The 21,432-nt window shown below is 47.6% G+C and carries 14 protein-coding genes and 1 pseudogene; 4 read left to right on the forward strand and 11 right to left on the reverse strand.

All coding sequences use genetic code 11. The features are described from left to right. From ACTIE6_RS13745 to ACTIE6_RS13760, 4 genes and pseudogenes are all read right to left on the reverse strand, one after another. Positions 1-1,391, reverse strand: a pseudogene (locus tag ACTIE6_RS13745) (hypothetical protein); the annotation flags it as partial. A 79-nt stretch (positions 1,392-1,470) separates the two neighbouring features. Beyond that, the gene (locus tag ACTIE6_RS13750) at positions 1,471-4,530 is read right to left on the reverse strand and encodes a glycoside hydrolase family 3 N-terminal domain-containing protein (RefSeq protein WP_439557185.1); all 3,060 of its coding nucleotides are present in this window, start codon (positions 4,528-4,530) and stop codon (positions 1,471-1,473) included. Positions 4,531-4,704: 174 nt separating this feature from the next. Next, on the reverse strand, positions 4,705-5,427 hold the full coding sequence (locus ACTIE6_RS13755; protein WP_439557186.1) for an ATP-binding cassette domain-containing protein: 723 nt from the start codon (positions 5,425-5,427) through the stop codon (positions 4,705-4,707). Between the two features lie 157 nt (positions 5,428-5,584). Next, positions 5,585-6,700, reverse strand: coding sequence for an acyltransferase family protein (locus ACTIE6_RS13760; protein ID WP_439557187.1), 1,116 nt, complete (start codon positions 6,698-6,700; stop codon positions 5,585-5,587). Between the two features lie 265 nt (positions 6,701-6,965). On the opposite strand from ACTIE6_RS13760, the gene ACTIE6_RS13765 reads away from it, so the two are divergent. Then, positions 6,966-7,376, forward strand: coding sequence for a hypothetical protein (locus ACTIE6_RS13765; RefSeq protein WP_439557188.1), 411 nt, complete (start codon positions 6,966-6,968; stop codon positions 7,374-7,376). Between the two features lie 23 nt (positions 7,377-7,399). On the opposite strand, the gene ACTIE6_RS13770 is transcribed toward ACTIE6_RS13765, so the two are convergent. The 6 genes from ACTIE6_RS13770 to ACTIE6_RS13795 all read right to left on the reverse strand — a co-directional run bounded on the left by ACTIE6_RS13770 (position 7,400) and on the right by ACTIE6_RS13795 (position 17,014). Further along, on the reverse strand, positions 7,400-9,070 hold the full coding sequence (locus ACTIE6_RS13770) for a complex I subunit 4 family protein (protein WP_439557189.1): 1,671 nt from the start codon (positions 9,068-9,070) through the stop codon (positions 7,400-7,402). A 30-nt stretch (positions 9,071-9,100) separates the two neighbouring features. Then, a complete protein-coding gene (gene nuoL, locus ACTIE6_RS13775; protein WP_439557190.1) occupies positions 9,101-11,062 on the reverse strand; it encodes an NADH-quinone oxidoreductase subunit L in 1,962 nt (653 codons plus the stop codon). A gap of 61 nt (positions 11,063-11,123) precedes the next feature. Next, positions 11,124-12,338, reverse strand: coding sequence for a serine hydrolase domain-containing protein (locus ACTIE6_RS13780; protein ID WP_439557191.1), 1,215 nt, complete (start codon positions 12,336-12,338; stop codon positions 11,124-11,126). A gap of 97 nt (positions 12,339-12,435) precedes the next feature. Further along, positions 12,436-13,464 (reverse strand): T9SS type A sorting domain-containing protein, encoded by a 1,029-nt coding sequence (locus ACTIE6_RS13785; RefSeq protein ID WP_439557192.1) that lies wholly within the window; start codon positions 13,462-13,464, stop codon positions 12,436-12,438. 519 nt (positions 13,465-13,983) lie between these two features. Beyond that, a complete protein-coding gene (locus tag ACTIE6_RS13790) occupies positions 13,984-15,690 on the reverse strand; it encodes a PQQ-dependent sugar dehydrogenase (RefSeq protein ID WP_439557193.1) in 1,707 nt (568 codons plus the stop codon). Positions 15,691-15,835: 145 nt separating this feature from the next. Next, entirely contained in the window at positions 15,836-17,014 is a 1,179-nt protein-coding gene (locus ACTIE6_RS13795) for an AIR synthase related protein (protein WP_439557194.1), read from the reverse strand. A 237-nt stretch (positions 17,015-17,251) separates the two neighbouring features. Here ACTIE6_RS13795 and ACTIE6_RS13800 point away from each other — a divergent pair, with 237 nt between their 5' ends. Continuing rightward, complete coding sequence (locus tag ACTIE6_RS13800) at positions 17,252-17,764, forward strand: C40 family peptidase (protein ID WP_439557195.1); 513 nt, start codon at positions 17,252-17,254, stop codon at positions 17,762-17,764. A 101-nt stretch (positions 17,765-17,865) separates the two neighbouring features. On the opposite strand, the gene tnpA is transcribed toward ACTIE6_RS13800, so the two are convergent. After that, positions 17,866-18,294, reverse strand: a complete 429-nt coding sequence (gene tnpA, locus ACTIE6_RS13805; protein ID WP_439557196.1) for an IS200/IS605 family transposase — start codon at positions 18,292-18,294, stop codon at positions 17,866-17,868. Between the two features lie 176 nt (positions 18,295-18,470). On the opposite strand from tnpA, the gene argH reads away from it, so the two are divergent. Continuing rightward, complete coding sequence (gene argH, locus ACTIE6_RS13810; protein WP_439557197.1) at positions 18,471-19,808, forward strand: argininosuccinate lyase; 1,338 nt, start codon at positions 18,471-18,473, stop codon at positions 19,806-19,808. Between the two features lie 72 nt (positions 19,809-19,880). Continuing rightward, the gene (locus tag ACTIE6_RS13815) at positions 19,881-21,392 is read left to right on the forward strand and encodes an FG-GAP repeat domain-containing protein (protein ID WP_439557198.1); all 1,512 of its coding nucleotides are present in this window, start codon (positions 19,881-19,883) and stop codon (positions 21,390-21,392) included. Positions 21,393-21,432: the final 40 nt, after the last annotated feature.

The raw sequence follows: 21,432 nt of genomic DNA on the forward strand, positions 1-21,432 counted from the left end.
CCTATTGTATAACTTACATTCGGTCCTGTCGGCGCATCCGGCGGCGTACAAGCTGTTACGGTAACAACAATTTCAGCTCTTGCACTTTCGCATTTGTTGACTGTGCGCGATACGTAATATTTTGTTGTTCCCGCGCTCGTGGTAAGGGGAGTAGGCGCAGTAGAAGAACCGGTTCCGCCGGTTACAGCCGCGTACCAAAGTAGTCCGGTTGCTGGTGTGGCGGAAAGTGCGGTTGCTTTATCGCCTACTGTATAGCTAACATTAGCGACAGTTGGCGCATCCGGTGGGGTACATGCTGTAATCGTTACCACAATTTCAGCGCGCTCACTTTCGCAGCCGCCAACTGTTTGCGAAACAAAATAGCTCGTTTTACCAACTGTTGCAGTAGATGGTTTAGGGGCACTAGTCAGAGCGTCTCCGCCAGTTTTGGTAGCATACCATTTAAGCCCGGCTCCTTCGGCTGTCAATACTTTTTCATCGTCACCAACCTGCTGATTTACGTTGGCAACTTTCGGTGCAGCCGGTGGCGTACAAGCTGATATTGTTACTATAATTTCAGCACGTTCGCTTTCACACTTATCTACTGTTTGAGACACAAAATAGCTCGTTTTTCCAACAGTTGCAGTAGATGGTTTTGGAGCCGCAGGCAGGGCATCGCCGCCCGTTTTAGCAGCGTACCATTTGAGCCCGGTTCCTACTGCAGTCAGTGCTTTTTCATCATCGCCCACTTGCTGATTAACATTAGACACAGCAGGGGCTGCAGGTGCCATACAAGCGATAACTGTCACTACAATCTCGGCCCGCTCGCTTTCGCAAGAGCCCACTGTTTGAGACACAAAATAACTTTTCTTGCCAGGGACATTTGTATCCAGAGTCGGCTTGACTGCAGTACCATTTCCACCGGTCTCAGCATCATACCATAGTAAATCGGTTCCGGCGGCGGTGAGGGTTGCTGCTTCACCCTGGCCAATAATAACTTCGGCAGTTACAACAGGAGCCGCCGGAATTGCATTGATTTTTAATGCTGCACTTTCGGTTCCTTCGGTTACTATTGCAGCGGCCAATATTGAAACCACCCTAATTTTATAAGCTGCACCCGCAGCCGTGGCGGCAGGAATTGTAGCAGTAATCGGACTTTTATCCGACGAGCCGATTTTAGTGGCTGTTGCACCGAAAGCACCAGTTTCGTCAGAAAGCTGTGCTTCGTAAGTTGTGAGCAGCGGTATTGTGCCTGTTGCTGTAAATGGGACAGTCACTTCGCCGCCCTGGCAAACAGTGGTCGGGCTTAATACTCCTGTTGTAATTGTGGTTTGTCCAAAAGCTGTTGCCGCGTAGAAAAATGTGGCTAAAAACGTGAATAGGGCACTTTGAAGGGTAAATGGTTTTTTCATGTATCAATCTGAATATCTTTCCGCTAACCTTTTTTAATTGGTAAAGTTAGAGATATTTTTCAAATACACTCCCACCACTTTAAGGAAGCTGACTTTTCCTTTCCAGCAAAGAACGGTATACCACATCCTGGATTTTTCGGCGCGTCCGGTGCGTTGTTATACCCGTATTTTCAGGATCAGGATTGACCCTGTTTGACAAGAAAACAAACAATAAATCCTCTTCCGGATCCACCCAAACCATCGTTCCCGTAAAGCCTGTGTGACCAAATGAATTCACCGAAGCCAGAGGCGAAACATAAGAGCTGTTTCCATCCAGCGGGGCTTTGTCCCACCCTAGTCCGCGGTGATAGGATTCATCATAAACTCTTGAAAAGAGTGGGACTGTCGCCTGTTCAAAATAACGCTTGCCGGCGTAGCTACCTTTCCAAAGGTTCATCTGGAATAAAACCGCCAGATCGCGTGCAGTACCAAACAAACCCGCGTGTCCCGCCACACCGCCCATGATCGCCGCCATTTGATCGTGGGCTGTCCCTTGCAACAACTGTCCGCGGAACCTATAATCCTGTTCCGTCGGCGCAATCTGCTTTTCCGAAAAGCGGCGCAGCGGATTGAAGCCGAGGTAACCCAGCCCCAGCGGCTCATAAATATTGGCCGCAACAAATATATCCAGTGGCTGACCGGTAACGCGCTCCACAACTTTCTGTAATGTCAGAAAACCCAGGTCGCTATACAGATAACCGTAGCTGCCCGAGCGCTCGCGGCGGTTGTTCATCGGAGATTCAATCACCCATTTCCACACCGAATCGCGCAATGCGGGTTTTGCAAACAACTTGGGCGCTACCTGCAGGTAATAGGCAGTATCCGCCTTTGCACTGTAATATTCCGGCAGCAAGCCTCCCCCACTGGTCTTAGTACGGTCCCAAAGCGGCGGATAAAATGACACCAGACCCGAGCGGTGCAGCAACAGCTCCCTGATCGTGAAGTTCTGCTTGTTGGTACCCACCAGTTCCGGCAGGTAAGCCGAAGCTTTTTCATCCAGATTGATCTGCTTGCGGTCGTAAAGCAGCATAATAGCCTGCAATGTGGCCGACACCTTGGTCAGGGAAGCCAGGTCGTAAATGGTTTCTGACGTCACTCTCTCGCCGGTCCGGTAATTCAACCCGCCAAACTGTTTGTCATAAACAATCTTACCTTTTCTCGCCACCAGTACTTCGCAGCCGGGAAAAATGTGGTCATTCAATGCAGCAGTAGCGAGCTCATCGATTTTTTTCAAAGAAGCCGCATCCATTCCCACACTCTCCGGCGTACCAAATGCAATGCGGTTAATGGCCGTGGTAAAAACGCCGGTGCCTGCTTTGTAGGCCAGTACCGAAACCGGCAGCTTGCCTTTCGAGCTCAATGCACCGAAAATGATCTGAGGAACGATCTCCTGCTGGTCTTTCCCATCCTGATTGGCGCAAATCAATGCGTCCGTCTCCGGGAAGAAGCCGATACTATAAGGTGTACCGAAAATGCAGAGGATTACCTTCTCGTTTTGTTGTTTCAGCTGACTCACAAAGTCGGTCATGCTTTTGGTTACGCCGTAATTCCTTGCCGGATTGGAGGAAATGCCGTGCATGTCAACTACAACCGTATGATAAGGATTGAGGTAATTCAACATTTCACTGATCTGCTCCTGCGACGCCTGGCTGTCGTAGAAAGAATAGGAGCGCATAGGCTTGTAGGTCGAGAGCATTTTCTGAAATGCCACGCTGCTGCCTTCTCCCATACTCACCGACGCGATTCCATTATCCAGTACAGATCCGATCGGAAGGATGTTATTGTCATTTTTCACAACCGTAACAGCCGCTTCGCTCAATGCGCGATAAAGCTCTTTGCTGCTTTCCTTGTTCAAATCGGCGTACAGATTGTTGATGTCAACCGGGGTATAATTGCTTAATCCAGCCCAGTACTTGGCCTGCAATACACGCTTTACCTTATCGTCGATGATCTTCTCGCTGATCACCTTTTTGTCAATCGCGTCTTTGATCCTTGTGATCGTTTCTGCAATGTTTTCGGGGTAAAGAAGAATATCGTTTCCGGCAACAAGTGCTTTCAGGTTTACGTCAGCTGCTTTACCGTTTTTCAAAACCCCTTTCATGTTCATTGCGTCGGTAAAGACCAGCCCGCGGAAACCCAGGTCTTTTCTCAACAAACCCGTAATTACTTTTTCAGAAAGCGAGCTCGCCTGATTTGCATTGTTATCAAGCGCAGGAATATTCAAATGTCCACTCAAAACGCCCATCAGACTATCAGCGATCATCGCCCGGTAGGGATAAATATCCGTTTCCTGCAATTGCTCTACTGAGTGGTTGAGTACTGGCAATGTAAAATGCGAGTCTGCATCCGTATCCCCGTGGCCGGGAAAATGCTTGGCAGTTGCAATCACCTGGTTGTGCTGCAAACCTTTCATGTAAGCAATCGCCTTGCGCGTCACATTCTCGCGGTCTTCACCGAAAGAACGGATACCAATTACAGGATTTGCAGGATTGTTGTTAATGTCGGATACGGGCGCAAAATTGATGTGAATGCCCATTCTGCGGCATTGTTTTGCGATATCCCGGCCCATTAAGTAAATCAGCTCATCGTTCTGGATCGAGCCGAGTACCATTTGTTTTGGGAAAGAAATCGTGCTATCCAGGCGCATTCCCAGTCCCCATTCTCCATCAATCCCAATGAATAATGGGATTTTGGAATGTGACTGGTACCTGTTGGTCAGGGAAGCCTGGGCAACCGGACCGCCCTGAAAAAATATCAGCCCGCCGAGGTGGTACTCGTCGATGAGCTTGTCAATGTATTTATAATGTGATTCGTCGCGGTTGGAGAAAGTAGCGACCATCAGCAGCTGCCCGATCTTCTCTTCGGAGCTCATGGATTTCAGGGTACTGTCAACCCACTCGTTTTCGGGTAGTACCAAAACAGGATCGGCGCGCTTTTTAGGCGCTTTGGCTACGGATTTTTCTAGCTTTTCGGGAGCAGCGACAGCATTGGTGTCCCGGGCACCCATGTATTTCCATGCAACGGAAACCATCGTGCTTAAAAAAACGAGAATGACAATGCTTAATACAACACGAAACCGGTCTAAAAACCATTTCTTCATACCTGGAATCACTGACTTTAAAGAGGGAATGTTAGGTTATCTGACTTCAAAAATGACATTGTAGTTTTTCGGTAGTTACAATAATAACAATTTTGAATCTCAACAAATGCAACAAACATCACGTTTTAATGCAATTCTAATAATTGCTTTTCTGATTATAGTTGAGGCAACTATCTAGTAATTGGTAGTGGTTTGTGTCAGATGACGGAATGTCTCTTCCAGCGAACTCCCGCTTTGCCGCAATGCTTCCAGTGAGCTGTCATTGACAACCTTACCCTTATTGATAATGATCACCCGGTCGCAGAGCGCCTCTACTTCCTGCATGATATGGGTTGAAAAAAGTACTGTTTTGTCCCGGCCGGCCGTTCTGATCACCTCTCTGATTTCCTGTAACTGATTGGGATCAAGACCTGTGGTAGGCTCGTCGAGGATCAGCACCTGCGGATCGTGCAAAAACGATTGCGCAAGTCCCACACGCTGCCGGTAACCTTTGGATAGCTGCCCGATCTTCTTGCGTTTTTCTGCTTCCAGTCCGCACATCGCCACAACTTCTTCCACCCGCGCATTCAATGTGGCGCCATGCATGCCGTAAAGCTTTCCCGAAAAAAGGAGCAATTCGGTCACATACATATCGAGGTACAGCGGGTTATGCTCCGGAAGGTAACCAATCGAACGGCGCGCGGGCATTGGCTGACTCACCACATCATAGTCCGACACCTTAGCAACCCCGTCGGAAGGTTTCAGGTATCCTGTCAATATCTTCATAGTAGTCGATTTCCCTGCTCCATTCGGACCAAGAAAACCCACGATCTCCCCCTTTTTCAAAGAGAAAGATATCCCATCAACAGCCCGCTGGCTCCCGTACACTTTGCTGAGATTCGTTACCTGGATGGACATCTTTTTCAATTTTGAATGACTGAATGATTGAATGATTGAACAGTCGCCTGCTTTGTCACCCTGAGCGCAGTCGAAGGGCAGGCACCATGTTACCCTTCGCCCCCCGGCGGCCCGGTCTGTTCATGGCTACAAAGCCCTTCCCTTTCCTCCCTTTCTCCTAAACCTTCAAAAACAACTTATTCCTGAACAATAAATACATAAATGCCCATTGTACCGCGATGAAGGCTATGATCTCTCCTACTGCTTCTACCGGTTCGGGGAAGTAGCTTAGGATACCTCCGAAAAGGGCTTCTGCTGTGTAACCGAAAGAGATAAACCTGCCTACCATGTAGATTACAATCGAATTCATGCCGATTACGACAAAAAACAAAGTCCAGCGGCGATAGTTCAGTACATCTACGATCCAGTAAAACAATGCGAGCAGTAACACGCTGAAACCGCCGGCGCAAAGCACGAACGAGCTTGTCCACAAATTCTTGTTGATCGGGAAAAAGTAATCCCAAACCACACAAAGGAGCAAACTGATAATTCCTGCGAAAACAAGATAGGTCACTTTGGTGTTTTTGCTCATCGTTTCTTCGCTTGTTCTTAGCAGCTCGCCCGCGAAAATACCCATTAAGCCCGTTGCAATCGCCGGAATCGTCGAAACAAGTCCCTCCGGATCGTGGATCGTCAGGTGCAGCCTGCCCGGGATCAGCATTCTATCAAAGTAGCTGGCGGGATTGCATTCCATCGTCATCAAACCTGCCCCGCAGGCGGGTACGGGGTAAAACGTCATAAAAAGATAATAGCCGATCAGCAAGCTTGCAAACCAGATCCACCTTGCCTTTTTACCTGTGTATAGATAAATGATCTGGGCGAACATACCGGCCAGACCAATGCGCGCGAGCACACTTGGGTACCGCATATTCTCCCATTCGGTCTGGAAAATGCCATTGTTATAAATGATACCAAGCAAAACCAGCAGTAATCCGCGCTGCACTACTTTGCGAAGGAGTTCTTTGGCAGGTACCCCTTTTTCGAGCCTGCTGCCGAGTGAAAAAGGTGTCGAAACGCCTGCCATAAAAAGGAAGGTCGGGAATATCAGATCATAGGCACGGAACCCGTTCCAATCCGGGTGGGTAAACTGATGTGCCAGGAAAACAGCCCACGACCAGCCCGTTACTTTCGCCAGCACATGAAAAATCTCTTCGCCGCCCGATATCCAGAACATGTCAAAACCGCGTAATGTGTCAAGGGACAAAAGTCTTTGCGGAGGAGTACTCTCTTTCATTTTAATTTAAAGAAGAAGGAAATAAAATTTGGCCAAAGCGGTGAACTTTGAAATAAAACTAATAATGTTTACTGTAAAGATGTTAAATAATACCACCTATACCCGGTTACAAAAGATATTTATTTAGAGCAGATTCAGAAATTTCTGCCGAAACGTGCCTGCTAACCGGGCAATACCTGCACCACTAGCATCAAAAATCGAATTTTTATATTTCTCCAATGCATGCTTTCGTTATTAGCTGCAACATTCTAATCTGTTTTTGCTCATGAAAAAAGTCCTTTTGCTTTGTCTTATTGCATTGTCAGTCTGGTCGGCAGGCTATGTTACCCCGGTACATGCACAGGTTTTTGGTAAAAAAGAAAGTATTCGTACTGACGATGAAGTAACAAACAGCAAGCTCAACAACAAGCGGCTGGAAAAGAACCTGGATCGCTTTGCAAGCGAGCTTGAACTTAGTAAAAGACAACAAAAGCAGTTGAAGAAAATTGACCGGAGATACGCCCGAATGGAAAGAAAGCTGTCGAGACGCGACGATACAAAGCGCCGCGACAAAAGAATGCTGGCGCAGGAAAAACGAAATGAAATGATCGAAGTACTCACACCGGAGCAACAGCAGCGGCTTGAAGCATTGTCGAAGAAAGGCAGGTTCAGCCTGGACCAGCTGTTTGGCAGATGAATTACTAACCTGGAATGTTGCTATTACCGGGTCACTGTTTCGAGCCAGGCTTCAATGGTCGGGCCAGTCATATCAAACACGATCCCGGGCAAAATCCCGATTAAGATCGTGAGTACAACCAGCGGCAGCAGCAAGCCCTTTTCCCTTGCTGTAAGATCGGTCAGAACGGAATTGTTTCCGTTCTGATACCAAAACGAGCCGAAGAACATGCGCTGGTAAGTCCACAAAAAGTAGCCCGCTGCGAGTACAATCCCCAAAGTAGAGAGTGCCGGAATCCACGCAGGCAGCAGATCGGACTGGAATGCACCCATTAATGTAAACAGCTCTCCCACAAAACCCGAGAAACCGGGCAGGCCGAGCGAAGCAAAGAATGCGATGCCGGTAATAACGGTATAATGCGGCATCACACCAATTAACCCGCGGTAATTGTCAATCTTCCTGTCGTGCGTACGATCATAAACCACACCGGCGAGTAAAAAGAGCATAGCCGAAAGTACCCCGTGACTTACCATCTGGTAAATCGCGCCATTGATCCCCTCAGCTGTAAATGCGGCAATGCCGAGCAGTACAAATCCCATGTGCGAGACCGAAGAATAGGCAATCATTTTTTTCAGGTCTGTCTGGCCCAATGCATTAAAGCCGCCGTAAACGATCGAGATCATCCCGAGGACACCTAGCGGAATGGCGCTGTACTGTGCTTCCAATGGAAAAAATCCATCTACGATCCTGATAAACCCGTACCCTCCTATTTTCAGCAGGATTCCCGCAAGTACCACCGAAATCGGCGTAGGTGCTTCTACGTGCGCGTCAGGCAGCCAGGTATGAACAGGTACTACCGGCAGCTTGACAGCAAAACCGATGAAAAGCAACCAGAATGCGAGCAAGCGGAGCGGAATATCGCCGATGTAATATTGCGAAGCCAGATGCAGCAGCGAACCGGGCAGGTAATTGCCGGGATCAGCCAGAAACTGGAAGCGGAATGTGTGTACGATTTGCTCAGGTGCAATCTTTCCGTCGATAAGCCACTGCTGGATTTGTGGGATCAGGTCAGGATGGATTACATCATCTATTCCCATAATGCCGACCATCCGCGCAGTTTCCAGCGGATCGATGACGGAAAGATAGAGCCCGATCATCACGATCAGGATCAGCAGCGAACCGAAGAATGTGTAAATGAAGAATTTAAGCGCAGCATACTCACGCCGTGGACCGCCCCATAATCCGATCAGGAAATACATTGGCAGCAGCATGAATTCGAAAAACAGGTAAAAGAGAAAGAAATCCTGCGCCAGGAAGCAACCTACCACACTGCCCGACAACAACAGGTAGAGTGCGAAGTAAGCGCGTGTTTTTTGTGACATATTCCACGAGCTGATCACGCCGACCAGCAGAACGGCCACAGCCAGCAAAACCAATGGAAAGCTGATCCCGTCTATCGCAAGCGCATAATCAATGGAAACGATCCCTAGGGAACCGATCGGTAGCGTGATCCAGTCTTTGGTTTCGGAAAGCTGAAATCCGGGATTCTGATTATCAAAACTGATGTACAGAACTACTACAACAAGCACTTCGAGCAGTAGGGCGACCAATGCGATGATCCTGAAATGGCTGGTTTGCTGCGTGGGCCACACAGCCACGGCAGCGGCACCCAGGAGCGGAATTGCAATCAGTAAGGAAAGTATATGGTCAATCATCAAAATTGAGTTAAAGCTCTGCCGGCGCTATCAAGCCAGAACAAGCCACAATATCAGAAAAAATAAACCTGCCACAGTCACGAGGTAATAGGATTGAATGCGGCCATTTTGCAGGCCCCGGGCTGCATTCCCTGCTGAGCGGATCGAAAAGACGGTGAGGTTTACCCCGCCGTCTACCACATTCCTGTCAATCCAGCTGATCACGTGGGCGGCAACCACGCTACCCTTTGCTATCCAATCCACAACCAAGTCGATAAAGCTTTTCTCAAACCTTTTGAATGTATTGGCAACAAACTCAAAAGGTATAATAAAGTAGCGCTCCCGCGAGTAGTCGCGCAGCCAGTTGAATGCGAATTTTTTCCCTGTTTCTGTTTGCCGCCCGGTTGATTCCAAACGGAATGGATTTGCGGCTTTAGTCTCGCTGTAAGCCAGGAAAATGAAAAGGAATGTAGTTGCACTGGCTACAAACGGCACCCAGCTCAAATGCGCGGAATGTTCAGGCCCAAGAAAATGCTGGAACCAACCATTTGCATCAAGAGGATTCCACGAAAACCAAATGAAAAGTGATAAAACCGAGAGCAAAAGCATAGGCAGCCACATCAAAGCAGGCGATTCGTGCGGGTGGACAGCAGCGGAGACTGTATATCTTTTTTCACCAAAAAACACCAGCCAAACCTGGCGCGTCATATAGTAAGCAGTGAGTCCGGCTGAGAAAATGACGATCAGCGGAAAGATATATCCAACCGGGCCAGCCAGTTTGGCCCAAAGAAATCCTTCGGTAATAATCGCATCTTTTGATAGGAAACCGGAGAAGAAAGGTAACCCCGCCAGCGCCGCTGCACAAACAGAAAAGCATATGAATGTGATCGGCAGACTTTTTCTCAATCCGCCCATTGTGTGCATATCTTGTGGATCAAAAGCAGTATCTGTTTCCGAGGGAGTAACTGCGTGGATCACGGAGCCGGCAGAAAGAAATAATCCGGCCTTGAAGAATGCATGTGTAGCAAGGTGGAACATTGCAGTTTGCCAGCTTCCAAAACCAATCGCTACGACCATCAGGCCCAGTTGCGACATGGTACTGTACGCGAGCACCCGCTTGATATCCCATTCATTGAGCGCCTTCACTGCGCCCGTCAGCATGGTAATCGTGCCAATGATCAGGATAATCACTTCTGCTTTAAAAGTGAGCATGAACGAGATTCTGGCCATCAGAAAAATGCCCGCCGCAACCATGGTAGCTGCGTGGATCAATGCAGAAACGGGTGTAGGTCCTTCCATTGCATCGGGCAGCCAGCCCGAAAGCGGGAATTGCGCTGATTTACCAACGCAGCCGCCAAAAAGACACAGACCGATTACGGTCAGCAGCCCGGGCGAAAGATCGGCAATGGCAGTGGGAAGTACCTCAAAGTCGGTAGAACCAGTATAGTAGAATAGCATTAAAATACCCGTCAAAAAGGCTGCATCCCCGATTCTGTTCAGCACAAATGCCTTTTGCGCCGCCCATACCGGCCGCTTTTTGAAATACCAGAAACCGATCAGCAGATAGGAAGACAAGCCTACGAGCTCCCAGAAAATATACATCACGAGCAAGCTTCCGCCGAGTACAATCCCTACCATCGAAAAAAGGAAAAGTTGCAGGAAAGCGAAGTACCTGTGCAGGTTACGATCGCCGTGCATGTAGGAAATGGAATACAGCTGAACCAGGAGTGCCACAAAATGCACGATTGTCAGCATTATACAGGTAAGGAAGTCGAAGCGAAATGCGAGTTCAATGGAGGTATTTCCAATCACCAGCCAGTTGAACCTCACAATGTGAACTGCATTGGGATCAGCATAATAAAAGCTGATTATCAAGCCAGTCAATGTAGCTGCGGCACCAAGGTATCCCGCCGCATTATTCAGCTTTTTACCGCCCAGCCAAAGCAAAAGAAAACCCAGAAAAGGTACTCCCAGCAGCAGGTAAGCCGGCAAAAAATACGCAGAATCGGGCATAAGGCTGGGAACTGGTTGATTTCGGCAAATATCCTGAATTCGTGGCCGAATTCAAACAATGCTAGATGTCTTTCTCAATGTCTCCGATTTTACCGGAGCCGTGGATTACTTCCAGCAACTCTTTCAGATCGTAAGTCGAGCGGTTGTAGGAATTACCGAGAACGATGATCACAGCCTCATCTTCGGGAGAAACCCAGAGCATTGTATTGTAGCCTTTCCACCAGCCGCCGTGATAGATAAAGCGGGGCTTATTGTCTTTTGTAATGTGCATCCGGAAACCGTAACCATAGTTGCGGATACCGGCATGCTCAAAGCTACGCGGCTGAAATGCTTCATCCAGCAGCTTCTTGTCAATCAGTAATCCTTTGGTCAGGCCATTGTAAAACCTGTAAATATCGCCCGTCGTGGAGTATAATCCCTTGTCCCCTACTACTTCATCGTAATAATCCTTATCAAGACGGCGGCCGAACTGGTGACCCACTGTTCTGAATTTCCTTGCAGTAGCGGAAGTATCTGTCACCAGGAAGGTATTGACCATTCCCAGCGGGGTGAAAATCTGATCGTCGAGGTACTTGCCAAATGGTTCGCCCGTTACTTTTTCGGCAATCGCTGCAAGTACGCAGTAGTTTGTGTTGCAATAGTTGAATGAGCGGCCGGGACGATTGTAAGGTGTCGGTGTGGGTTTTACTTTGGCATACCAGTCCATGATATCCAGGTTATCTGGATACTTTTTGCCGTGGCGGATGCTGTCGGTAAATGAATAAATGTAGTTGGGCAACCCGCTCCGGTGGCTCAGCAGCATATCAACTTTAACGCCATGATAAGGGAAGTCAGGAAAGAAACGTTGCACAGAATCATCCAGACTAACTTTCCCTTCCTGGATCAGTTTCAATACTGCTACTGCGGTAAACGGTTTGGAAAGTGACGCAAGCTGAAATCTGGACGCGCTGGTAAGTGTATCTTTTTCCCTGATGTTGCCAAAACCAAAAGAGTCCTGGTAAAGGATTTCACCTTTTTGAACTATCAACACATTTCCATTGAAGCCGGCCCGCTTTTTACGCCTGAAAATATCCTCGATCCTGGTGATCTTTTCTGCTGTGGCTGCATCCGGATTTTTGATGATCACGGGATCAAGCCCCGACATTGCTTTGGCACGTACAGCAACTTCTTCTTCTGTTTCCGGCTCTCTTTTTCTTACTAATCCCCAGGAAATCAACAGAACCACCACGACAGCGAGCGCTGTCCACCAAACCTTCGGCTGCACTTTTTTCAACATTGGCTGCGGGCCTTTAAAATATTCAGAACGTTGTGAATTGCAAATGGCTATGCACCATCTTTTATGCTTTATATACACAAATTAAGCATAGAATCTTTTACCGAACTAGTATTTTAACATGTTCTTTCCCAATATTTTTCTGATAAATCAAGAGGTACAAACCTGGCGAAAGACGGGTTAACGGCCGCAAAACGAGCGTGTTATTTGCTGTTTTCTGATATTCAAATGCAATCCTGATACCGGCAGATGTAGTAAGTACGAGTGCCTCAGGATCGTCCGGAGTTTGGTTGATTATGATTTTTTCGGGATCAGCCGGATTGGGCATAACCTGCATGAATGCGCCGCCGCTGTTTTCCATTAATACGTCGACAGTCTGGGAGAATGCAAAGCTTCCATCCCGATCAACCATACGCAGGCGATAGTAACTCGGCCCCGCGGCGGGCAAGTTATCTTTGAAACAATAAACAATATGCCCAGCCGACTCCCCCGCAGCAGGTACCTGGCCCACTTCTTCAAAACGGATCAGGTCAACACTTTTCTCAACCACAAAACTACTGCTGTTGTGCTCGGAGGCTGTTTCCCAATGCAGGTCCACGTGATCTTCGGCGGGTGTTGCTTTCAAATAGGTCAGGCTAACCGGCAGGATAATCGGGTGTACCAGACCATTTACGATGATTTCATCAAACCAGAGTACCCCGTGAATACTCGGCGCATTGTATGCATATATACGAAAGGAGAAGGTATTGTTAGACAAAAATGAATAGTTTACCGGCACAACATAGGTGTTGAACTTATTTGTATTGCTGATCAGAAAAGCATCGATATCAGTGGAAAAATGGTCGGCGGTGCAACGTACTTTGATCTGGCTGGGGCCGGTACCGGAGCGGCGGAGGCGGAATGTGAAAGAAGTAATGCTGTATTTGAAGGAATTGGCCGAGAATGCAAACTCCATTGACCGGGCCGTAGTAAAGCTGGTGGGCCAGGGTCGGGTGATGTAGCCTGTGCCGATTGCATCGCCGGGACTATAAACTGTCGGCAGCGTATATGCATTAGCCCCTCCCAGCAAAGCTGCATTTACAGGCGTGAAGTTAGCGTGACTTGAAGTTCCTGCTTGCGTGTAGTCCATTGACCATTTTATCTGGAAAGCTTCCTGCGCACATGCCACTTGTAAAAACAACGGCGAGATCAAGAGAGATCCAACTATGTACCTCCATGTGAATAGAAAAGGTGTTTTCATCAGCCAATTTGATTAAGTAAGATTTATGGTATTTACTTTATCATTACGGCAATTCCACAAAAAGGTAACAACCCAATAAGTCAGTCACAAAATCATATCTTTTGGATATAATCCTTTTTAATGGAAATATTCCATATATTTGTACAGTATGTTAGCACAAGAATCAAATTGGGTTTTAGGGTTGTATAATGAAAACACCTTGTTCGCTGTGTGAACAAGGTGTTTCTGTCTTTAAATGGACTTTAATCCATCCATTTTGAAAATGCATTCTAAATCAGGAACGAACAGCTTTTTGGATGCTGACCAGGTGCAGATCTTTTATTGTGCTAAAAAACATACCGGTAAATGCGGGTGAGACAAAACATACCACTGCTAACAATGAATGTTCCTGAACGATTTACTTCCATTTTATTCGGCGATCAATACCTTCTCGTGGACAACCCCATTTTCATTTTCCAGTCGCACAATGTAAAGTCCTGACGCAGCTTCGTGAATGGGAATGGTTACCGGTCCGCTCTTACCCGAGATTTCCTCTTTTAAGAACACCTGTCCCTTTGCATTCACCAGCTCCACTGACTGGAATGGGCGGTCGAGCACCAGGTTAAGTTCATTGTTACTGATAATCGTAGGACGCGCATAAGTATTTACAGGAGCGAACTCCTCCGTTTTTACCATAATAATCCTTGAATGCTCGTAGCTATCATCCGCTTCGATCATTTTGAGCCGGTAATAAAGGTTTCCGGTATTTTTGGTCAAATGCGAAAATACGTAACTAGTACCGTTGGCTGCATTTTCAGCAGGTACATTTCCGACGGTTTCAAAGGTTTTTGCATTCATACTAAACTCCACGTCAAACCCTTTGAAACGCTCTTCCATTGTTGTGTTCCAGGTAAGCTTAATGCTTTCGTTTCCTTTAACACCTTCAAAATTGGCCAGCTTTACAGGCAGTGGCTCGTCTGCAAAAATCCTGAAAACAGCGTCGGCTTTTACGGCGTAAATCTCACCCGATTCATCCTCTCCTATCTCCCTCGTTCCGGCCAATTCACCTTCCTGGTACCCGGTGTAAGATTGACTGCGCAGGATTTTGTGGATTTCGCCTGAAGAGTAATCTGTCCCGATGTACCAGCCTTGCATCAGCAGCGACCTGGTGCCACGGTACACCCGCCCGCCGATCACCGAATTACCCCGCGCGGCTCCATTGACGTAGGTGTAAATCGGCGCAATGTAACTAGACGCAGGCAGACAGCCCGTGCGGTCGATATTGGGAGTGGGAATATCGCCTTCATAGCACCGCCAGCCAAAGTTGGAGCCACCCAAAGTTCCCTCTGCGCGGAAGTTGATTTCTTCCTTTGCACCCTGCCCCACATCGCCGATCCAGGCATCGCCGGTAAGTCTGTCGAAACTCCACCGAAACGGGTTTCGCAGCCCGGAGGCGAAAACAGGACTGCCGGAACTAGGGTTATCAGCAGGTATCTGATAAGGCTGCGCCACGCCGCCAGGCACATTGACATCAATCCGCAAAATTTTGCCGAGCAAACTGTTGAGGTTCTGACCGTTGTTGGACGGATCGTTTTGTCCGCCGCCGTCGCCAATCGATGCGTAAAGAAATCCATCGGGTCCGAAGTGAATTGCGCCGCCATTATGGTTGCTGTTAATAGGATGCGGGATTTTCAGGATTTCAAAAAAGGAACCCGCCGCAGCCGCATTGCCCGAGGCAGTGTACCGCCCGATTACCAGGTCGCCCGCCAGATCAGTAAAGTAGGTGTAAAGGTATCCATTAGATTCAAAGTTGGGGTGAAAAGTAATGCTCAACAAGCCCCCTTCGCCATCTACGCCAACGCGCGGCGAGGGGCTGTTCATGTTTAAAAACTCAATTGGTGTTGTAGGCGCTGTGGGCAGAAAAACCTTTATAAGTCCCGCGCGCTCTGCGATAAAGATGCGGTTGGAACCATCGCCGGCGTGCGTGAGCTGCATAGCTTCGTCCAGGTCTGTAATATCCGGATTGTCAACATCGATCCGGATGTCGGGAATCTGCGCAAATGCATTTGTAAGTGATAGGAGTGTCAGGCAGAATGCAGTGAGCAGATTGAAGTTGAATTGTTTAAGTTTTTTCATAATCAATCATTTAGTTGATGAATTGTAACAATACTTCTATTAACTAGAACTTATACTACAAATCTTATACCCTCTTAAAACGTGCCGGGCACAAAAAAACCCTCCGGATTTTACCGGAAGGCTCTGCCTTAATGTTTCTGATCTGCTAATAGGTAAATGTCCCGAACTCGCTTTGGATCGTTAGCTTGCGGGAAGCTGCCTGCTCCACTCTACCGACGATCTGCGCCGGGATTCCAAAGGACTTTGCCAGTGCGATCGCCTGATTTGCGTATTGCTCCGGAAGGTAAATTTCGAGTCTGTGTCCCATATTAAAAACCTTGTACATTTCCTCCCAGCTGGTACCGCTTTCATCGCGGATCATGCGGAACAAGGGAGGTATGGGGAGCAGGTTGTCCTTGATGATGTGCAGGTTATCAACAAAATGTAGAATCTTGGTCTGCGCTCCGCCGCTGCAATGTACCATGCCATGGATCTGCGGCCTGATCTCGTCGAGCAGCGCCTTGGCGAGGGGCGCGTAGGTGCGTGTCGGAGAAAGAATCAGCTGACCTACATTCAGCGGTGTACCCTCTACCGAATCGGTAAGGTTTTTACTGCCGCTGTAAATCAGATCCTCATTCACTTCGGGATCGAAGCTTTCCGAGTATTTTTTGAGGTATTTACCTAGTATATCGTGCCTGGCAGAAGTCAGCCCATTACTGCCCATTCCACCATTGTACTGCGTTTCATAGCTTGCCTGACCGTACGAAGCAAAACCAACGATCACATCGCCTGGGCGGATATTCGCATTATCTACCACCTGGTCGCGCCGCATTCTGGCGATTACCGTACTATTGACGGTCACTGTTCTGACGAGATCGCCTACATCGGCTGTCTCGCCGCCTGTGCTGTAAATTTCCACGCCGTAGCTCCGTAGCATTTCGAGCACTTCTTCGGCACCGTTGATTATCTCAGCGATTACTTCTCCGGGAATGCGGTTCTTATTCCGGTCAATCGTGGAAGAATAAAGCATAGGTCCGGTGGCGCCCACGCACAGCAGATCATCTGTATTCATTACGATCGCATCCTGCGCAATTCCTTTCCAAACAGAGATATCGCCGGTTTCTTTCCAATATAGGTAAGCCAGGGAAGTTTTGGTTCCGGCGCCGTCTGCATGCATGATGGTACAGTAATCAGGATCACCGGCGAGGGTGTCGGGTACTATTTTGCAAAAAGCTTTTGGAAAAATTCCTTTGTCGATTTTCTCGATGGCCTTATGTACATCTTCTTTCGATGCGGAGACACCACGTTGCAGGTAACGGTCGGTATTTTTGATTTGCTGGGTCATTATCGGTCAGTTCCTTTCTGCCACAAAAGTAGGCAAAAAGCCCTTTAAAGCTTTACTTTAATGACCTCCGGCTTAACTCATTGAAATCAGCAACTTACAAAATATTCTAATTTTTTAGTTAAAATTAATATAGGATACTCAAAAAGAAGCGTTTAGATTTACAATATATCGTTTCAAAGATCGAAAACGATAGAACCTATTGTTTGAGAGTTAAGAGTTAATATCCTACTACCCTTCATGACAATTGTTAAGCGTTTTGTTTTCCTTTTTGCCGGATTATTACTCCTTAATGCTGTTGATAACCGTTCTTTTGGCAAAAGTTTACCTACCCGTGAAACCAAGTCAGACTCGCTCGGCGGTGTTGAATCCCTGGTCTCCTTTGCTACCAAGCACCTGCATATTCCCTATCGTTCTGGCGGCACTTCCAAAAAAGGTTTTGACTGTTCAGGCTTTGTAAGATATTGTTTTGATAAACTGAATGTAACACTCCCGCATTCCAGCGCAGCCCAGGCCGAGCATGGCGAAGTGATTGACCTGGACAATGCAAAGCCGGGAGATCTGATCTTCTTTAAAGGCGAAAGCACCAAGAGCAAACGCATTGGCCACGTAGGCATTATTACGGAAGTTTCGCCCGGTTATGTCAAATTCATCCACTCTGCCTTCAAAGGCGGCATCCGCTACGACCTGCTAAACGCATCCTACTACCACAAGCGCTTCGTCGCTGTAAAGCGGATTTTGTCCGCGGAATGACCCCTAAGCCGTTCGCTGAAGCGAACGGTCATAGACTGGCATAGGCGCAGCTAAGCTGCCCGCCAAAAAAATCCCTAGCCGTCGGCTTCAGCCGACGGAAACTAGATTGATGGCCAATTATATTTTTTGGCGAAGCGGTTGATTTCTTCTATAAAAGTTTGTTTGCTGTGGTGCGCTTCCTGGTTCAGGATGTAATTTCTCACCCTGGCGACGTGGCGCTCGCTGACGCTGACCGCCCAGTAATCATCCTGCCAGACAAACTTACTGGCTGTCAATTTATTCTGATTGATCCAGCAGGCCGACTCTCCCTTGATCATTTGCACCACCTTACTAACAGACTGCTCCCGCCTGAGACACACCAGACAATGTGCGTGATCATAGTAGCCATTCACAACGTCAATGTAAATGCCCTTCTTTTCAGCATTCTCCTTGATATGAAAAAACACCTTTTTTCTTATTCCGTCATGCAGGTAATGATTCCGGTATTTGGTTGCGAAAACAATGTGAACCCAGATGCTCGTCCAGCTCATACAAATGATAATTGGTAAGATCATTTGACGCTATCCTGCGAGAAAAGTAACGCCTGTTTCCATTTTGATTCAGATCAATGGGAAACTTCAATTTTGTAAACTGTTATTGCGGTATAACCTGGATTGGGAGTAAATTTGAAGAATTGTTCTCGTCAAATCAGTTAACCACATTTGTTTTGAAACTCTGGCAAAAGGAAAATACAGTCACTTCTGAGAAAATAGAAAAGTTTACGGTTGGTAAAGACCGCGAGATGGATTTGCATTTGGCAGAATTTGATGTGCTTGGAAATATCGCACACGCGACGATGCTCGAAACCATCGGCTTGCTGACAGGCGACGATCTGAAAGCATTGAAAGAAGAGCTGAAAAACATTTATGCAGAGATTCAAAAGGGCGAATTCGAGATTGAAGACGGCGTAGAAGATGTGCATTCACAAGTAGAGCTACTCCTGACCAGAAAACTGGGGGATACCGGCAAAAAGATCCATAGCGGTCGCTCCCGGAACGACCAGGTGCTGGTGGATATGAAGCTTTTTACACGTTCCCGCTTGTTTGAAGTCGTACAGGCTACGGAAAAGCTTTTTAATGTTTTAATCCAAAAATCAGAACGGCACAAAAACGACCTTCTCCCGGGGTATACCCACTTGCAAATTGCAATGCCTTCTTCCTTCGGACTCTGGTTTGGAGCTTATGCAGAAGGTTTGATCGACGATATTATTCAGCTAAATGCAGCTTATCGACTCGCTAATCGCAACCCGCTGGGTTCGGGAGCCGGCTACGGATCCTCTTTTCCGCTCAACCGCCAGCTGACTACCGAACTGTTGGGCTTTGAGGGAATGCATTATAATGTAGTGTACGCGCAAATGAGCCGCGGACGTACCGAGCAGGCTGCATTAACTGCTATTTCGTCTCTTGCAGCAACCGTATCCCGGCTCGCAATGGACGTTTGTCTTTACAATAGTCAGAATTTCGGGTTCATTGTTTTGCCCGACGATCTTACAACAGGCAGCAGCATTATGCCGCACAAGAAAAATCCCGACGTGGCTGAATTGCTTCGTGCCAAAACCAACCGGATGAAGGCGCTACCCATGGAAATAACAATGGTTCTGAGCAATCTTCCCTCAGGTTACCACCGTGATATGCAGCTGCTGAAAGAGATTTTAATGCCAGCTTTTGACGAAATCCTGGACTGCCTCGATATAGCTGCTTTCATGCTCGAAAATATGAAAGTGAAAGAAAACCTGCTCGCCGATTCCAAATACGACCTGCTGTTCAGCGTGGAGCGTGTAAATGAATTGGTGATCAGCGGGGTACCTTTCCGGGATGCTTACCGCCAAGTGGGCGCTGAAATTGGTGACGGAACTTACAACCCTCCACGTGAGCTGAAACATACGCACGAAGGCAGCATTGGTAATTTGCAGACTGCGGAGATAACCCAAAGAATGCAGCAAGAGTTGGCGGCATTTGGTTATGACAAAATACAGAAAGCACTCGATCAATTGGTAGGTCAATAACAACGTAATGCTTACTCCAAAAAAAGGATGCTCATTTCTTTCTTTGTTTGGATTGTTTGCTTGTCCATAAACGTGGCCTGGAAAGCACCGGACGCGCATTCTGTTGTTTTTACCCAAAATCAAAATACAGACTCCATTGCCGAAGGGAGGCAGCTTGCGAAAAACTATTGCGTGCGCTGCCACCTTTTCCCCGAATCTGCATTGCTTGACAAAAGCACCTGGATCAACAGCGTACTTCCCAATATGGGCCAGCGGCTCGGTTTGCATTTTGCAGACAACAACCCGTTTGCCGACTTGCTCCCTGCTGAGGAGAAATTAATCCGGCAACTCAATATCTACCCGGAAACTGCATTGATCTCCCCATCAGATTGGGAGAAAATTGTTGCTTACTATCGCCACGAAGCGCCAGCCGAACCACTGCCGCAATTGGCCAGCTTACCTATCTCTGACTCACTTCCATTGTTCCGTGGACAGTACCTAACTGTTTCCGACAATGCGATCCCCAAAACTACCCTGCTCAAATTTGATCCGCGGAGTTCGCAACTGTACGTCGGCGACGATCAGCAGGCATTGTTTGTACTTGACAGTACCCTGCATTTGAAAGAAAAATATTGGATTGACTCTGCACCTACTGACATTGACTTTCCTCTGAATGCCCCGCCCAGGCTGCTAACAATAGGCGTTTTCGCACCTTCCGAGCGGCGGGAAGGCCGGTTAATGTCTGTTTCAAAAGCGCCGGTACCACCTCAGTCGCTGGTGAATATTCAGTCTTTGCCGCGGCCGGTACAGTTTACAAGCGGGGACCTGAACATGGATGGTAAGGCTGATGCATTGATCTGCGGATTTGGAAACCATTCAGGAAAGCTGTTTTGGCTGGACAATTTTGACCCTGCAAAAGAGCATATCTTAAAAGAGCTGCCCGGCGCCCGGCACGCGCAAATTCTTGATTTTAACAAAGACAAAAAACCCGACGTAATTGCATTAATGGCGCAGGCCAGGGAAGAAATTTCCATCTTCTACAATCTTGGGAATGGAAAATTCAGGGAAAAGGTGCTGCTGCAATTCCCGCCCTCGTACGGCATGAGCTACTTTGAGCTGGTCGATTTTAATAAAGACGGGTTTCAGGATATTTTGCTGACAAATGGAGATAACTGGGACTTGTCCAATGTGCCTAAAAATTACCACGGCGTGCGCATTTACCTGAATGACGGAAAGGATAATTTCAAACTGTCGTGGTTTTATCCGCTTTACGGCGCAAGCAAAGCAATCGCGAGGGATTTCGACAATGACGGCGATATTGATATTGGCGCTACCTCATTTTACAATGACCTGGAAAATCCCGCACATGGATTTGTATACCTCTCCAATGAAGGTAAAATGAACTTCAAAGCTTCCTCCACGCCACTTGCAGGAGCAGGAAAATGGTTGACAATGGAAGCCGGGGATTTTGACAAAGACGGAGATATCGACATTGTGCTTGGTTCCTACTTTCATACGATCGGCGAGGTAAGCAAGCTGATGGCGCGCGGCACTGTTTCATTTCCTCAGCTGCTGGTATTAACCAACCGTAAAAAGGATAAGTAGCAGAACAATAAGCTGCAACAAAAAAGAGGCAAGCCAACCG

Origin of the sequence: Dyadobacter sp. (assembly GCF_051859145.1) — a bacterium.
In the GTDB taxonomy this organism is placed as follows: Bacteria; Bacteroidota; Bacteroidia; order Cytophagales; family Spirosomataceae; genus Dyadobacter.

Coding starts and splice junctions, on each gene's coding strand:
- ACTIE6_RS13760 (WP_439557187.1), bottom strand. CDS start 6,700: ATGAAAGAGAGTACTCCTCCGCAAAGACTTTTGTCCCTTGACACATTA.
- ACTIE6_RS13790 (WP_439557193.1), bottom strand. CDS start 15,690: ATGAAAAAACTTAAACAATTCAACTTCAATCTGCTCACTGCATTCTGC.
- ACTIE6_RS13785 (WP_439557192.1), bottom strand. CDS start 13,464: ATGGACTACACGCAAGCAGGAACTTCAAGTCACGCTAACTTCACGCCT.
- nuoL (WP_439557190.1), bottom strand. CDS start 11,062: ATGCCCGATTCTGCGTATTTTTTGCCGGCTTACCTGCTGCTGGGAGTA.
- ACTIE6_RS13765 (WP_439557188.1), top strand. CDS start 6,966: ATGAAAAAAGTCCTTTTGCTTTGTCTTATTGCATTGTCAGTCTGGTCG.
- ACTIE6_RS13750 (WP_439557185.1), bottom strand. CDS start 4,530: ATGAAGAAATGGTTTTTAGACCGGTTTCGTGTTGTATTAAGCATTGTC.
- ACTIE6_RS13770 (WP_439557189.1), bottom strand. CDS start 9,070: ATGATTGACCATATACTTTCCTTACTGATTGCAATTCCGCTCCTGGGT.
- ACTIE6_RS13755 (WP_439557186.1), bottom strand. CDS start 5,427: ATGTCCATCCAGGTAACGAATCTCAGCAAAGTGTACGGGAGCCAGCGG.
- ACTIE6_RS13800 (WP_439557195.1), top strand. CDS start 17,252: ATGACAATTGTTAAGCGTTTTGTTTTCCTTTTTGCCGGATTATTACTC.
- ACTIE6_RS13795 (WP_439557194.1), bottom strand. CDS start 17,014: ATGACCCAGCAAATCAAAAATACCGACCGTTACCTGCAACGTGGTGTC.
- ACTIE6_RS13780 (WP_439557191.1), bottom strand. CDS start 12,338: ATGTTGAAAAAAGTGCAGCCGAAGGTTTGGTGGACAGCGCTCGCTGTC.
- tnpA (WP_439557196.1), bottom strand. CDS start 18,294: ATGAGCTGGACGAGCATCTGGGTTCACATTGTTTTCGCAACCAAATAC.